Here is a 15,097-nt window from a genome sequence, read left to right as displayed (position 1 = left end):
TTTATCCCTCGAAATGTATCTAACTTAAGCTTTTTCGGCTGTCAATAAAGCCTCATTGAGCCACTGTGCCTCTAAATACTCAATGGTCCCTTCATCCACTGCCGCTGCGATCTTTGGATCAATGGGGATCTTCGCCAGCACCGTAAGGCCGTTGTTTTTTGCCGCTTCATCCACACGGCTTTCTCCAAATACAGAAATCTGTTTTCCGCAGTCCGGGCAAATTAAGTAACTCATGTTTTCCACCAGGCCGAGAATGGGTATATTCATCTTTTTTGCCATATTTACCGCTTTTTCAACAATCATGGTAACCAGCTCCTGAGGGGAGGTCACAATGATGATCCCATCCACAGGAAGGGACTGGAATACAGTTAATGGCACATCTCCTGTTCCCGGAGGCATGTCCACGAACATGTAGTCAATGCTCTCCCAAAGGGCTTCCTGCCAGAACTGCTTCACTGCTCCTGCAATGACAGGGCCTCTCCAGATGACCGGATCCGTCTCGTGGTCCAGAATCAGATTTGCCGACATCACTTCGATTCCCGTTGCAGTGGTGGCCGGGATCATAAGGCCGTTTGGGGTCATGCCCACACCGTAATCCGTAAGGCCAAAAGCCTTAGGAATGGATGGGCCGGTAATATCCGCATCCAGAATGGCCGTTTTATATCCCTTGGCGTTCATTCCCACAGCCATCATGGAAGTTACCAGGGATTTTCCCACGCCGCCCTTTCCGCTTACAACGCCGATTACCTTTTTTACTGTGCTGGCAGGGTTAAGGGGTTCTAAAAAGCTTACCGGCTCCTCCCGGCTGCTGCAGCTCTCACCGCAGGTATTGCAATTATGAGTACAGTTTTCTTCAGTCATGGATCATTCCTCCTAATGAATTATAATCTAATATATGGAAGACGGCCTTTTTTAAGCCATCTGCTTCTATTGAATTTGTAACATATCCGGCAGCATCTTTGACCTCATCAGAAGCATTTCCCATGGCGATCCCAAGGCCTGCACCTGTGATCATGGAAATATCATTTTTGCCGTCTCCGATGGCAGCCATTTCATGGGCAGAGAAACCGTAATGCTCTGCCATCTTTAAGATCCCGTTCCATTTGCTTCCGCCTGCAGGAATCACGTCACAGGCCATCTCGTCATGCCACCGTATGAACTCGCAGTCCACAAGGCACTTTCTCAGTCTATCCTCCATGTCCAGTGAAACGTAAGGTATGATCTGGTAAATGGGCTGACTTCTGGCGCGTTCCACATTTAAAACCTGCGGAACCCTGGTCCCTATTTCCAACTGGACCTGCTCTACCATGGAATTCACCATATTGATGTACATGCGGTCCCCTTCCATAAACAGGCATGGAAAAGGCTTCTCATCCAACAGTGCCAAAGTTCTCTCAACTTCCAGAGGATCTATGGGAAAATCATAAATGACCCTGTCCCCGCAATAGCAATACTGACCGTTTAATGTCACATAGCCGTCAAAGGGGATTCCCTCCAAAAGATTCTCCTCTTCCATTTCCAGCTTATGGCGTCCCGTAGCAATAAACAGCAGGATCCCCGCCCTCCTGGCTTCCAAAAGCGCCTCTTTTGCGCTGTCTGGAATCCTTCCTGTTTGAAAATCCCGCAGCGTACCGTCAATATCAAAAAAAATGGCCTTAATCCGCCTTTCCATTTTCCATCATTCCTTCTTAATCTGATTATTCTTATCCGCCTGATTATGCAAACACTTATGATTATAATATAACTTATTTAAACTTGCAATGCAAGTGAGGATAAAAGAGGCTTCTGTCTACGGATTTCATTGTTAAAAGGCCTGTACCGTCATTTATGACGCTACAGGCCTAAGTTCATTATTCTCGTGAAAGCAACGAGTCAAGGTCAAGCCAGCTTGACTTTGGCGACTGCCCACGGAGTCAAATACTCTGCAGCTTGCTACAGGGTATTTGATTTTGTTCCAACGGTCCCTGCTCTGCGGATTGCCTTAAAGACCCCCATAGTATCCAGCGATTTTGCCATGGTATAAAAAATCATGGAGTCAATAGGCCACATGACCAGGTTTTTAAGCGCCCTGGCCGGAAGAAGCACCATAAAACCTTTTCCGTACAGGATGGAAAGACACATGGTATTAAGGATCACATTACAAACCAACATGACCAGAAGCTTGGAAACCAGGACCCTTCTTAAAGTGACAGGCTTTCTGTAATACATACAGCCGTACATGATGCCTGCTAAAACAGTGACCAGAGTCAGTCCCGGGAAAAATGCCCCCGTAGGCTTTAACAGGTATTTGAGGATATCCAGGCTTCCGGAAAACAGGCCTCCTACTACCGGACCAAACAGGTAGGATACCATTCCGTTGGGAATGGAAGAAAAACCGATCCGGATGTAATTTCCCATGTTAATGGAAAACATGCCTAAAACAATTGCTACTGCGCCAAACATGGCTGAGGTGGTAATGGTCCTTACAGACTTCAGCTCTCTGTAAGAATCGGTGAACAAAGTGACGAATTTTTTCATAAAAAATACCTCCTTTGCAGACCTCAAACTACAACCGGAGATAATATTCCTATCTTCTGATGCAGCGGGATGCGACCGGTGTACCGCAAGAAAATCTTTTCGTCCGGCTGACAACTCCCTGTTCAGCCGGCACTTAACGCACACGGGTCTACTCTGCGATTATAATATTGTATTTTGTAACGCCATCAGTATATCACAGATTCACTGGAAAGCAAGTATTTTTTTTAGAACTTCTTCTCTTTTCCACCATGAAATGAACCAAAACAGCGATTAAAATACCTAAAACCATCCCTCCCAGCACATCGGTTGGGAAATGAACAAACAGATACAGCCTGGAAAAACTGATGAGGACCGCCAGGATCAAGGCGGCAGTTCCCCATTTCCGGTCATAAAACCAGATGCTGACTGCTCCTTCAAAGGAAGCCAGGGTATGCCCGGATGGAAAGGAATAATCTCTGGGATTCTTAATCAGGAGGGGGATGCTCTTATCGATCCAACAGGGCCGTTCTCTGGCAATTAAGTTCTTAAGGACTATGTTTCCCATCAAAAGTCCTGCCGCCAGGGACAACATAACGCAAAAGCCCATTAGTCTTGTCTTTTTAAAGCACAGCAAAGCGACGCCGGTGACGATCCAGAAGATCCCGTGATCTCCCAGACCGGTTATCTCCCTCATAAACACATCCAGCCAGGAAGTATGTAACGATTGTAAAAAATATAGAATGTCAAACTCTATTCCAGCCATTATAATTTTCTGCTCCTTTTCATTCATGGTCCTATTATACCCTTCTGCCCCAAATTTGCCAACAAAAAATGGGGCAAGTCAATAAAACCATTTGACAAGCCATATATTTAAGTTTAGGATAAACCATAGTTGAAAAAGGAAGGTAATCAAGGAGGCTTTGCAATGAAATACATCAGACAATTTACCATTATTCTTTTCATATCCCTGGCTGGAGAAATTATTCATCTGTTTGTTCCCCTTCCAGTGCCGGCAAGCATCTACGGCCTGCTGATCTTGCTGATCGGGTTAAAAACAAGATGGATCCCGTTGGAGGCAGTGGAAGACGCCAGTACATTTCTCATAGACATCATGCCATTGATGTTTATCCCGGCAGCCGTCGGACTACTGGATTCCTGGGGAGTTCTTCGGCCAATTTTAGTCCCTTTTCTGGTCATCACCCTGCTTTCCACTGTTATCGTGATGGTCATTACCGGAAAAGTGACCCAGTTTTTTATCAAAAGCAACGGCAAAAGAAAGGCAGAAAAAGATGAGTAATACAGTAAGTGATTTTTTATTTTTTGGCGCGGTGCTGAGTCTCTTAAGCTATGAGCTGGGACTCCGTTTGAAAAAAAGATTCAAGTGGGCAGTCTTTAATCCACTTTTAATATCCATTTGCGTTGTTATGGTATTTTTGTCCGCATTTCATATTGATTATGAGGTGTACAATAAAAGCGCCAAATACATCAGCTATCTCCTGACCCCGGCAACCATTTGCCTGGCTATCCCACTTTACCGCCAGTTGGAGCTGCTTAAGAAACACTCTAAGGCCATCATAGCCGGGACCCTGACCGGAGTTCTTTCCACAATGAGCACCGTACTGCTTCTGGCACTGGTTTTTGGTTTAAATCATCAGGAATATGTTACATTTCTGCCGAAATCCATTACCACGGCCATTGCAATGGGCATTTCAGAGGAAATGAAGGGATACGTGACCATTACGGTTGCCAGTATTATTATCACCGGCATCCAGGGAAGCATCATTGCGGAAACCGTATGCAGGATATTTAAAATTACGGAGCCAATTGCCAAAGGAATCGCCATCGGCTCCGCCGCCCACGCTGTTGGAACCACAAAAGCAATGGAAATGGGGGAAATTGAAGGGGCTATGAGCAGCCTTGCCATTGCTACCTCCGGACTTTGCACCGTTTTATTTGCCTCTGTATTCTCTAATTTCCTATAGAGGTTTGAAGGGAATATACTGCAGGAAGCAACTGTTTTTGCGGAATTTGAGACAAAAAAACAATATAAGAATGCCGGAACCATTCAGGCTTATGCACTCCTGAATAGTTCCGGCATCTGCTGTTTCTTCTCTCAATCTCTTAAAGCATCTGAAGGATCTCTTCCAAGCCAAAGCTTTTATCCCTACAGAATATTTTCTCCAGCGTATTGAGATTCTCATCCAAATGCTCTACCTCTCTGGAAAAACGGTGGGATAAGTGAACAAACTCCTTAAAATCCAGACAGCCTTCATTTCTTTTAAAAACCGCCTGAGCCATTTCCTGAATGAGAAGCGTGCTCACTGCAGCAAGCTTTGTTTTTGCATAAGGGTGTCCGTCATAAACAGCCCCGCAGAAATAGGTGAAAATAAAATACACCATAAGCTGTTCGCTCCACTGTTCCCATTGGCGTTTCCGTCCCTTTTCTTCCATTAAATACCGGTCAAAGGCACTCCTGTTTTCTTCGTAGCTCTCTGCCCCGGCGTCAAACAATATCCTTTTAAGGCTGCCCATATATTGGGGCCAGTCCTCATTAAGCACTTCAAGTTTTCCGAATATGGAAAACCATTCCTTCATCCTTTCATAGCGCATCCGGCCATGAATTCTGGAGCCGGCCATTTTCTTTTCCACAAACGCCTCTGCAGCCGGCCCTTGATACCGCTTCATCAACCCATCCAACTGATCTGGCTTTTCCTCCCAGATCCTCCTCTGCATGTCATGGGAAAAGCCTAAAACCATGGCAATGCGCAGGCGGCAATCCAGATCCCTGTTTTGCAGGATGGAAAAAACTAAGTCTCTTGCATCCATGAGCTTTGTAAAAAGGAAAAAATCAAAATCCGGGTAGGACTCCTCTCTCCCATCTTCTTTCGTGAGAAAGCGGACAGGCTCTTCACAGCCAAGAATCAGTCTGGCGGCTTCCTCACAGGACAAAGACAGGGAGATCTCCCTGACGCCTTCATATTCCTCCTTATGCCTTGGATAGTCCCGGCAGGTTTTGCAAAGCATTCCCGGACCGGCCTCCCTGTAAATATCACACAGGTTGTCCTTATTCAGAAAAGCGCACCGCCGGCCCCGCTGCTTAAAGGAGCTGTTTTTCCAGTCAATGGAATGATGGAGCCTCCTGCCCAAGGCATCCTTTCGCATCTGATACCGCTTTTTTGTGAGATCATCGATCATAATGGCCCAGCCTGCACAGCAGGTATCCTGGCACTCTCCGGCCACACAGCGGAATTTATTATAATAATGTGGAATTGTAAACTGCATAAATAATTGCTCCTGTTTTTTGATAATGATTATACTCCATTTAAAAATGAGGTGCAACTCATTTAAAAGAATGCACCCCATTTTTAAATCAGCCGGTCAAAGTTTTCCAAATGCCAGAAACAAAAACAGTATGCCGCTGACCCAGGTCAGATCCCAGCCCTTTAATGAAGCAAGCTTATGTCCCAGGAACAGGCCGATGTACATGACGGCAATTCCCACAATTAAGGAGGAAAGGGCTGTAAGTCCAGGGGGGATCATTAAAAATCCGGATAAAGCCCCGGCTACCAGACTGTCCAAAGACATGGCCAGAGAAAACATGATGGTTTCCTTCCAGGACAGGGACTTGGAATGGTCCCAGTCCGCTGCCATGGGATTTCCGTATATGTTTATGATGATGCTCAGGCCGGAGATGGAAAATGTCAGATCCTTGTGAATATTCACATGGCTGTTGATATATTTTTTTATGGTATAATCCAAAAGCTTTATTACACCCAGAAGAAACAGGCAGGAAAAAGCTGCTCCCTTTGCAAAACCTTCCGGCACCAATCCACTGATCATACTTCCAAGAATAAGAGCAGCTCCCAGACAGCCACTGCAGATCCCATTGACCGCAATCACCTTTCCGCAGGAAATCTTCAGGCGGTTTGCCCCATAGGCAATGCTGGCAACAAAGGTGTCGGTGCTAAGTGCCAGCACAAGAATTAATATATCACGCATATCCCGTCGAACTTACCTTTTTATTTTAATATATTCACCCAGGTCCCCTTTGGCCCCCAAAACCACCGGATTTTCTAATACTGGGTAATTCCGGATTAAATCAACGTTCCTTTAATCTTCTATTTAAGCATAGATCAGAAACCTAAAAAGGCAGGGGCTGGAATACGCCCCTGCTTTTATGACTATTTATTACTGGCACATCTTCTTAAACTCATCTGCCACAAACTGTACCTGAGGTCCTACAATAACCTGTACGCTGGTTTTGCCTGGCCTGATGATACCGGCCACACCTGAGGATTTGATCTTCTTTTCATCTACCAGAGTATAATCCTTGATCTCCAGTCTTAATCTTGTAATGCAGTTGTCGATGCTGGTGATATTATTCTTTCCCCCAAGTCCTTCCAGAATAATGGCAGCAATAGCCGTATAGTTATTATTGGAAAGAGTAACTGTGTTTTCATCTAGATCATCATCTTCCCGTCCCGGAGTCTTAAAGTCAAACGCCAAGATTGCAAAGCGGAATACAAAGTAGTAAATAGCCGCATAAACAAGGCCCAGCGGGATAATAAGAAGCGGATTTACAGCCATAGGAGCCTTAAAGCTCAAGAACCAGTCAACAAAACCTGCACTAAAGTTAAAGCCTGCACGCACGGGCAGCAAGGCGCAGATCGTTAAGGAAATACCAGTTAAAATTGCATGGATTAAGTAAAGGCCTGGTGCAAGGAACATGAAAGCGAATTCCAGAGGTTCTGTTACTCCTGTAAAGAAGGAGCATACTGCTGCTGCAAGCAATAGACCATATGCATTTTTCTTTTTACCAGGTTTTGCGGTATGATACATAGCCAAAGCTGCGGCCGGAAGACCGAACATCATTACCGGGAAGAAACCTGTCATGTACTGACCTGTCTGGCCCAAAACACCATTTCCTGACCAGAAATTACCAAGGTCGTTTACACTTGCAACGTCAAACCAGAATACGGAATTCAGTGCGTGGTGAAGACCTACAGGAATCAGAAGACGGTTGAAGAAACCGTAAATACCGGCTCCTATGGCGCCAAGTCCAAGAATGCCCTTACCAAATGCAACCAGTCCGGAATATACCACCGGCCATATGAAGAATAAAACAAGGCAGGCTACCAGAGAAACAAGAGCGGTAACAATAGCAACAGACCGTTTGCCGCTGAAGAATGCCAGGGCATCGGGAAGCTTGGTGTTTTTAAATTTGTTATAGCAACTGGAACCGATGATACCGGAAACGATACCAATAAACTGGTTTCCGATTTTTCCAAAAGCCGGATTCACTGCACTGACATCAACGCCCTTTAACATGGCAACAACGCCAGGAGAAAGAATCGTCTGAATCATCAGCCAGGAAACAATAGCTGCCAGTGCAGAAGTACCCTCATGGTCATCTGCCATACCAACGCCCACACCGATTGCAAACAGAATTGCCATGTTATCAATGATTGCGCCCCCCGCCTTAATCAAAAAGGCCGCAACGGCACTGTTTGCTCCCCAGCCGGTGGGGTCAATCCAGTAACCGATCCCCATCAGGATACCTGCCGCAGGCAAACACGCCACCGGAAGCATCAATGATTTACCTAGTTTTTGCAAATACTTCATCATAATAAAGAAACCCCTTTCTTTTTGTCCTACCGGACATTTTTTATCCATTCCTGCCGCATTGGCAGGTTCAGATCAAATTCTTTCCAAAGCGGTACAGAGTGCAGATATAGCCGCATCCTCATCCTCCCCGTCAAACACAAACCGGATGACGCTGCCATCTGTTACTCCAAGCCCCATTAACCCCAAAAGGCTTTTACAGTCCGCTTTGTCTGATTCCCAATGGGCTTCTATGCTGCAGGAATACTTCCTTGCTTCCATAAAGATCAGGGAAGCCGGCCTGGCATGAAGTCCCATGGGATCATTTAATTCATACAAATACTCCCTCATTTATATACCTACAGTTCAATAATTGGCTCCAACTCTTTTACCTGAATCCCTGTGTGGCACACCATATCCGGATAATTTGGCGTATTGCATATAATGACTGGAGTGATCACTTCATATCCGGCTTCCTTTATGGCTGCCATATCAAATTCCAAAAGAAGCTCCCCTGCTTTCACTTTGTCTCCCTGCTTTTTATAAGCAGTATAGTGCTCTCCGTTTAAATTCACCGTATCAAGCCCAACATGGACGATGATCTCAGCGCCTCCCTGGGTCGTAATGCTGACTGCATGCTTTGTCTCAAACATCACCGTCAGGACTCCATCGGCCGGTGCAACAACTCTTCCCTTTGCCGGAATAATGGCGACTCCCTTTCCAAGGATCTCCTGGCTAAAAGTGGGATCATTGACTTCGCTTAAGGGGACTGCCGTTCCTTCAACCGGTGACAGAACTTTTTCTTTCTCTGTTTCACCGCCTCCCCCAAAAATTTTTTTTAATGAATCAAACATAAAAAAATCCTCCTTTCAATTACAACCTCATTCTCTTAATATGGACCGCCAGATATGCGGTTTCCTCTTCTGTAACATCGTGATGGTACGTTTCCATTATATAATCCTTGATTTTTAAACTGCACCCGTATTCTTCCGGGTACATCTCGGATATCAAATGGTTAAATTCGCCATTCCCGCTGTTTAAGAGCTCTTTTGTTACGATTCTCTGTGCCAGGAACCTTAAATGGGTGACAAACCGCTGATAATTCAAAGAGGTTTCATCAGGCTCCATTGAAAAATATTCTTTCACGATCCCTACGGTATTCTGTGTCAGGTTCGTGATGTCTATGGTATCCCGCATGGCGGTATTGAATTCAGCGTTTACGATATGAAACGCAATGAACCCAGCCTCATCCACAGGAAGGGATATGCCTATCCTCCGCTCAATCAAAGCAATGGCGTATTCACCGATTAAGTATTCCTCTTTGTAAAAGGCCTTTATCTCATTAAGCAGAGGGTTAGAAAATTTCATTTTCTCCTTAAAACGGTGAATGGCAAAATTAATGTGATCCGTCAGCGTTATGTATATGTTTTGATTAAGGGCCCTGTTTAATACACTCTTGGCGTAATTAATGATTTCCGTAGAAACCTGGATGTGCTCAAGAGGTAAATTCACCAGTAATTCCTTAAACTTGTCAACATTGTTCTGGCTGTCCAGGCGGAATACCTTTTCAACCGCGCCTTCCGGGATTTCCTTTCCCGGTTTCATGCCAAAGCCGATCCCTCTGCCCATGACAATGACTTCTTTTCCATCTGGTTCCAGTGCACTGACAATATTGTTATTAATGATTTTGTCAATTTTCATACAATGTCCCATCCTATAAAATAAAAAACCAACTTTGACCACGAAAATAGAATATCATTTCCCATAATCAAAATTGGTTTTGCCTGCTTTCCAGTAACAACCCACATAATATTTATTATTACATGAACTATATCAGTTTTTTTCTAAAAAGTCAATAAAAATTTATACATTTTATACATTTTTTATGATTCAATTTTTATATTGTATTTTTCTTAAGTTCGTCTCTCAGCCGCTCTAAGGCCTTTTTCTCCAGCCGGGATACATAGGACCTGGATATTCCCATTACATCCGCGATCTCACGCTGGGTATATTCCTTCCCTCCGTGCAGTCCGTACCTCATTCCAATAATGGTTTTTTCGTTGTCCTTCAGGCAACTGTCAAAGGCTTCATACAGTTCCTTAATATCCTGCTTTAAAATAATGGTTTCCAGTGTTTCCTTATTTTCCATTTCAATGACATCTACAAGACTTACGGTCTCTCCATCCTTGTCTACGCCGATCGGTTCAAACAGAGAAACTTCTTTTGAATACTTTTTGTTTGCACGAAGAAGCATTAGGATTTCATTTGCTAGAGTCACCCTGTGGCTCCGGCTGTTTTGGTTCCCCTGAGCCGAACAGGTACAGATGGACATTCTGTCCATCCCATATGACCTTATCTACAAAGGTGCGGACTGCCACCCGCTTCTGCCGGATATCCATAAAGTCAATCACATTCCGAAAGGAAGACAGGGTCTGCTTTAAGAGCTGAAACTCCAGGCCGGATAGCTCATTGCTTCCGGCGGCCTGTGAAAGCTCCCATATCCGCTGTTCCATTTTCTCCTTCCTTTTATGCAGTCCATTGATTTGCTTTATAATGTATTCTTCCGCCCCGGTCCCCCCCGCTTTTCCGAGGGAGGCCACCAGCCCTGCGATTTCCTCTTCCGTATTCTTTCGTTCTTCTTTTAAACGGGATATGTCCCATTCCAGCTCCTGTCTGCTCTCTTCCACTGCCTTTTTGCTTCTGCATAGCTGTCTTTGGAACTCGTCATGATCCTCTGATATTTTTCTGATTTCCTCCAGGACCATCTGATCCAGCATATTTCCGTTTACATTCTTCATTCCGCAGCATTTCATACGGCTTTTTTCCTTCATGGTACATAAATATGAATAGATCTGCTCCCCCTGGTCATTGTACCGGCCGGACAGCTTTGGACGCATGTAATCACCGCAGCCGCCGCAATAGAGGATTCCCGACAAAAGGGCCACATTGCTGCGAGGCTTCCTGTAACTTTTTGATTTGTTCTGATCCAGTAAAAGCTGGGCCCTGACCCACACAGAGCCTGGAATCACTCCCTCATGCTTTCCCACCGCTACGATCCACTCTTCCATGTCTTTCATCTCATGGGTTTTTCCAGCTTTTTGAAGGGTACGGTTATATGCTATTACTCCATGGTTTCCGTCAAAGGCTTCTTTTTCTGCAAACAGGTCCACCTTTTTTTTTCGTAAATATTCATAGGCATCCTGGTCTGCCACCGTATATACGGGGTTGTTCAGTATTCCCTTTATTGCAAAACGGCTGAATAAGCGGCCGTGTTTTGTTTTATAACCGTTTAGCAGCAAATAGGTCTCCGTCTGGGTCAAGGATCCTGTTTCTAAAAATTTCTCGTAAATCAGCCTGACCAGCTTTGCCTCTTCCGGAATCAGCTTAAGCTTAAAAGCCTTTTTGACCTTTCCGTCTATGGTCACAGAGGACACGCTTTCCGACGTATAGCCTGTTGGAGTATTCCCTCCCAGCCATCTTCCGCTTTTGGAAAGCTCAAGCATGTTATCCCGGATGCGTTCCGCTATGGTCTCTCTTTCCAACTGGGAAAAAACAGAAGCAATGTACATCATGGCCCGGCCCATGGGGGAAGAGGTGTCAAACTGCTCCTTTATAGAGATGAAGGAAATATGGAGCTCGTTAAGCTCTTCGATGAGATTTGCAAAATCGCCGATATTACGGCTTATCCGGTCCAGACGGTAGCATACCACTGCCGTAAATTTCTTCTTCTTTGCCTCCTGCATCATGACTTTAAACTGAGGCCGTTCAAGGTTTCCTCCGGAAAATCCCTCATCCTCATAAACACAGGCGCTGTCAGCGAAGCAATCCCCATAATGTGCGGAAATATATTGTCTGCACAGCTCGATCTGGTTGCCGATGCTCTCTCCCTTTCCTGTAAATTTTGACTTTCTTGAATAAATCGCAAACCGCTCTTTTCCAGCTTCCACCCAAACCTTCCTCCTTATTAAGACAAAACCCTGATCCCTTTTATTCCTGAACATAGAGGACATGGGAAACATCATACATTATAATAAGAGTATATATCAGGTCCCTGAAATGAATATGATCGTACATCAACCCAAAACCAAAGAAGACAGGAAACAATTAGAAAGAAAAGCTGCCAGCCTCCATAGCCAGACCGTTCTTCAATATGTACAGCAGCTCTCCTGCCCCAATGACCAAAAACAAGCTCTTATAGAAGAACTTCACACAAGCTGAATTGTATTCATATGTTTCCCGCCAGAAAAAACATGTGTGGCGCAGGACACGCAGGGATCAAAGGAACGTATGATTCTGCCGATTTCCACAGGCGATTCCAATTTGCTTACAGGGGTTCCTATGAGCGCCTGTTCTCCTGTCCCCTTCATCCCGTTTGATTGGGTTGAAAGATTCCATGCAGACGGCGTTATGATCTGGTAAAAAGCGATTGCCCTGTTTTCAATATACAGCCAGTGGCCAAGGGCTCCCCGTGTGGTATCCACCAGGCCCTTCCCCGATGATTGTACAGGAATCTCATATTCCTGCTGCATAGGTACTCCCGGAATGAGATGATCGATAAGCGTTTGCATGATATCCACAATTTTCTTAGCTTCCAGCACTCTTGCAATGGTCCGGTCCATGGCAGAGATCCCGTTCACATACTCACCGGAAAGCCACTGCCTTGCAAGGGGCCCTACCTCATAGGGGACATTTTCATATCTTGGCGCTTTTACCCAGGAATATGCCTGGGGTTTATTTCTGTCAGGTTCATCATTTTCATTAAACCAGGCGTATTCATCTCCCTGGGTTATGAGGGCTGGATCAAAGGGAGTGATCTGGCCATTTGAGAAAACAAGGGGATCCACATAGAGGGTGCCTAAATCTTCGTAATTGTTAAAGCACCCATAGCTCAATAAGTTTCCATAGCCTCCGCCCATATGATAGTACTCCGGATAGTAAGTTCCAATAATGTATACATCAGGAATCATTTTTTCTATAATAAACTGTCCTATGCCATATAGAATGGATTTTATGCTGATGATCTTATCTGCCGAGATGGGTGAAGTGATCCCTCCGATAAATACCCCGTGGTTATGGGGGGCTTTTCCTCCCAGTATGGCTAACATCTGATGGGCACTGCGGCTGAATTCAAGGGATTCAAAATAATCCTTTACCATTTTATCGTTTATATCCTTTGGAAGCCTGAAATCATCATGCTCCATTTTAAACAGGGGATAATCTTCCGGAAGCTTTACATAGTCCGGAATGGTAAGCTGATAAAAATGCCTTAGATGGTTTTGCAGGAACTCACATGCATGAAGCAGATCCCTGAGATACCTTCCCTGCTCAGAAGGAACAATGTTCAATGCTTCTTCCAAGGCAAGAGCAGAGGCCATGGAATGTGCGGTGGAACATATTCCGCAGATGCGCTGGGTAAAATAAACAGCGTCAAAGGGGCTTCTTCCCTGAAGCATTTTTTCAAATCCCCGGAACATCATGCCTTTTGTTTTCGCATCCACAATGGATTGTTTTTCAATGTCAGCATCAATTTCCATGTAACCATTAATACGGGTAATAGGATTTATGGTTATTCTTTCAGCCATGTCTACTCCTCCCTCATGGTATCGTAGATGATAAACGGCTCCATTGCATCAGGAAATCCGAACTGGGCACACCCAATGCAGGGAGAATCATCTCCTACCGGCCAGTTGACATGCCCGTTCCACTGGCGTATGGGGCAATCGATCTGTGTAACCGGTCCTTTGCAGCCCATCATGAACATACAGGTTTCTTCCCCAAGGGTCGTGGCAAAGATGCCATTGTCATAATAGGACCTTCTTGGACATCTGTCGTGAATGGTCGTACTGTAAAACATCAGGGGACGGTCCCTGCTGTCAAGAGGCGGTTCCCCATATAAGATCAGATAGGCCAGAGTACCCATAAACCAGTCCGGATGACAGGGGCAGCCTGTCAGCTTGATCACCTTCCGCTCCAAAACATCCTGTATTCCCACACATTGGGTAGGGTTTGGCCTTGCCGCAGACACTCCCCCGTGGGAAGCACAGGCTCCCACAGCAATCACATGGGCCGCATGTTCTCCCAGCCTTCTGACCGCCTCCAAGCCTGTAATTTCCCTGCCATTGTGCCGGCCGACGGTTTGATAGGAACCGTTGTCCTTTAAAGATACCGCGCCTTCTGCGGCCAGGATATAATTGCTTCCTATGATGCCAAATAACCGGTCCATGGCTTCATTTCCTTCGGAAGCGGTAAGAGTATTGCTGTAAATGAAATTAGTCATTTGAGTCATCAGATACTGGAAATCCGGATTTTGGCCATCAAGAAGAGAGATGGTATTGCCGGTGCATCCGTTTAATTCCAGCCAGACCAGATTCTGCTTTGGCCGCAAATTGTTTACAATATCGTTCTTTACCCTGTTCACAAGGCTTTCTGTTGTTTTTAACCTGCTTTCCTGATAAGGACAGTTAAAACTTTCACAACCCAAATTCATCACCAGCTTTACACTAAAGTCAGATAACCTACCACCGGTAATCTGGTTAAGACCATTGCCCCGGGATGGCAGGCTTGAAATTCATAGGTTAAATCTCTTCCGGGATTAAGGCCGAAATGACTGTCTCCCCTCCAGACGGAATTATTTGTAACATCATATACCACTCCATTTACCGCAACGTAAGCAGGAGCCCCGTCCTTGCCGTCATATCTGGCTAATTCAGTCAGGGAAAAGAATCTTGGAGGATTGTTTTCCTCCTCGGTTTGGCTTGCGTGAATGGCTTCATAAGGATTTTCTATCTCTTCCATACTTAACTGATTTGACTGGGTAAAATATTTGATGTGGCTATCCAGCATGACCACTTCACTGCTTAAATGATCCAATACAGCACCGCTGTCGTATTGACTGGAATAAAGCTTTTCAACATCTTCGTTTATTTGCTTTACACTGTTTCCCACATAATCTAAAAACAAATTTAATTCCATAAAAAAACCTCCAAAATGAAAATACAGA

The 15,097-nt window shown here is 45.0% G+C and carries 16 protein-coding genes, 1 pseudogene and 1 riboswitch; of the genes and pseudogenes, 2 read left to right on the top strand and 15 right to left on the bottom strand.

Going from position 1 to position 15,097, the window contains the following annotated elements; genetic code table 11:
• Positions 1 to 24 precede the first annotated feature (24 nt).
• From ACYVD3_RS24935 to ACYVD3_RS24920, 4 genes are all read right to left on the bottom strand, one after another.
• Positions 25 to 861: a P-loop NTPase gene (locus ACYVD3_RS24935; RefSeq protein WP_460645198.1), complete on the bottom strand. Its 837-nt coding sequence runs from the start codon at positions 859 to 861 to the stop codon at positions 25 to 27.
• Positions 854 to 1,672, bottom strand: a complete 819-nt coding sequence (locus tag ACYVD3_RS24930) for a Cof-type HAD-IIB family hydrolase (protein WP_460645197.1) — start codon at positions 1,670 to 1,672, stop codon at positions 854 to 856. Before ACYVD3_RS24930 ends, ACYVD3_RS24935 begins: the two co-directional genes overlap by 8 nt.
• Positions 1,673 to 1,932: 260 nt before the next feature.
• Positions 1,933 to 2,517, bottom strand: a complete 585-nt coding sequence (locus ACYVD3_RS24925) for a folate family ECF transporter S component (RefSeq protein ID WP_460645196.1) — start codon at positions 2,515 to 2,517, stop codon at positions 1,933 to 1,935.
• Between the two features lie 60 nt (positions 2,518 to 2,577).
• A riboswitch (THF riboswitch) is annotated at positions 2,578 to 2,675 on the bottom strand.
• 35 nt (positions 2,676 to 2,710) lie between these two features.
• On the bottom strand, positions 2,711 to 3,259 hold the full coding sequence (locus ACYVD3_RS24920; RefSeq protein WP_460645195.1) for a phosphatase PAP2 family protein: 549 nt from the start codon (positions 3,257 to 3,259) through the stop codon (positions 2,711 to 2,713).
• A 162-nt stretch (positions 3,260 to 3,421) separates the two neighbouring features.
• On the opposite strand from ACYVD3_RS24920, the gene ACYVD3_RS24915 reads away from it, so the two are divergent.
• A complete protein-coding gene (locus ACYVD3_RS24915; RefSeq protein ID WP_460645194.1) occupies positions 3,422 to 3,793 on the top strand; it encodes a CidA/LrgA family protein in 372 nt (123 codons plus the stop codon).
• Positions 3,786 to 4,478: an LrgB family protein gene (locus tag ACYVD3_RS24910; RefSeq protein ID WP_460645193.1), complete on the top strand. Its 693-nt coding sequence runs from the start codon at positions 3,786 to 3,788 to the stop codon at positions 4,476 to 4,478. The genes ACYVD3_RS24915 and ACYVD3_RS24910 overlap by 8 nt, the downstream gene beginning before the upstream one ends.
• A gap of 139 nt (positions 4,479 to 4,617) precedes the next feature.
• Here the strand turns inward: ACYVD3_RS24910 and fliB are convergent, their stop codons facing one another.
• The 11 genes and pseudogenes from fliB to ACYVD3_RS24855 form a co-directional block, all read right to left on the bottom strand.
• Complete coding sequence (gene fliB / locus ACYVD3_RS24905; protein WP_460645192.1) at positions 4,618 to 5,778, bottom strand: flagellin lysine-N-methylase; 1,161 nt, start codon at positions 5,776 to 5,778, stop codon at positions 4,618 to 4,620.
• A 96-nt stretch (positions 5,779 to 5,874) separates the two neighbouring features.
• Positions 5,875 to 6,495 carry an MntP/YtaF family protein gene (locus ACYVD3_RS24900; protein WP_460645191.1) on the bottom strand — a complete coding sequence of 207 codons (621 nt, stop codon included), beginning with the start codon at positions 6,493 to 6,495 and terminating at the stop codon, positions 5,875 to 5,877.
• Between the two features lie 189 nt (positions 6,496 to 6,684).
• Positions 6,685 to 8,121 (bottom strand): N-acetylglucosamine-specific PTS transporter subunit IIBC, encoded by a 1,437-nt coding sequence (gene nagE, locus ACYVD3_RS24895; RefSeq protein ID WP_460645190.1) that lies wholly within the window; start codon positions 8,119 to 8,121, stop codon positions 6,685 to 6,687.
• A gap of 72 nt (positions 8,122 to 8,193) precedes the next feature.
• A complete protein-coding gene (locus tag ACYVD3_RS24890) occupies positions 8,194 to 8,436 on the bottom strand; it encodes an HPr family phosphocarrier protein (protein WP_460645189.1) in 243 nt (80 codons plus the stop codon).
• A 20-nt stretch (positions 8,437 to 8,456) separates the two neighbouring features.
• Complete coding sequence (locus ACYVD3_RS24885) at positions 8,457 to 8,951, bottom strand: PTS sugar transporter subunit IIA (RefSeq protein ID WP_460645188.1); 495 nt, start codon at positions 8,949 to 8,951, stop codon at positions 8,457 to 8,459.
• 19 nt (positions 8,952 to 8,970) lie between these two features.
• Positions 8,971 to 9,798 carry a BglG family transcription antiterminator LicT gene (gene licT / locus ACYVD3_RS24880; RefSeq protein ID WP_460645187.1) on the bottom strand — a complete coding sequence of 276 codons (828 nt, stop codon included), beginning with the start codon at positions 9,796 to 9,798 and terminating at the stop codon, positions 8,971 to 8,973.
• A gap of 196 nt (positions 9,799 to 9,994) precedes the next feature.
• A pseudogene (locus ACYVD3_RS24875) lies at positions 9,995 to 10,363 on the bottom strand (sigma-70 family RNA polymerase sigma factor); the annotation flags it as partial.
• Positions 10,359 to 12,044, bottom strand: coding sequence for a recombinase family protein (locus ACYVD3_RS24870; protein ID WP_460645186.1), 1,686 nt, complete (start codon positions 12,042 to 12,044; stop codon positions 10,359 to 10,361). The pseudogene ACYVD3_RS24875 and the gene ACYVD3_RS24870, both read right to left, overlap by 5 nt.
• Positions 12,045 to 12,302: 258 nt before the next feature.
• Positions 12,303 to 13,679: a nickel-dependent hydrogenase large subunit gene (locus tag ACYVD3_RS24865; protein WP_460645185.1), complete on the bottom strand. Its 1,377-nt coding sequence runs from the start codon at positions 13,677 to 13,679 to the stop codon at positions 12,303 to 12,305.
• Positions 13,680 to 13,681: 2 nt separating this feature from the next.
• Positions 13,682 to 14,584: a hydrogenase small subunit gene (locus ACYVD3_RS24860; RefSeq protein WP_460645227.1), complete on the bottom strand. Its 903-nt coding sequence runs from the start codon at positions 14,582 to 14,584 to the stop codon at positions 13,682 to 13,684.
• A gap of 8 nt (positions 14,585 to 14,592) precedes the next feature.
• On the bottom strand, positions 14,593 to 15,069 hold the full coding sequence (locus ACYVD3_RS24855) for a cytochrome b5 domain-containing protein (protein WP_460645184.1): 477 nt from the start codon (positions 15,067 to 15,069) through the stop codon (positions 14,593 to 14,595).
• Between the last annotated feature and the right edge of the window lie 28 nt (positions 15,070 to 15,097).

The sequence above is a fragment of the Lacrimispora brassicae genome (assembly GCF_054772055.1).
This window is presented reverse-complemented; position numbering and strand designations above follow the sequence as displayed.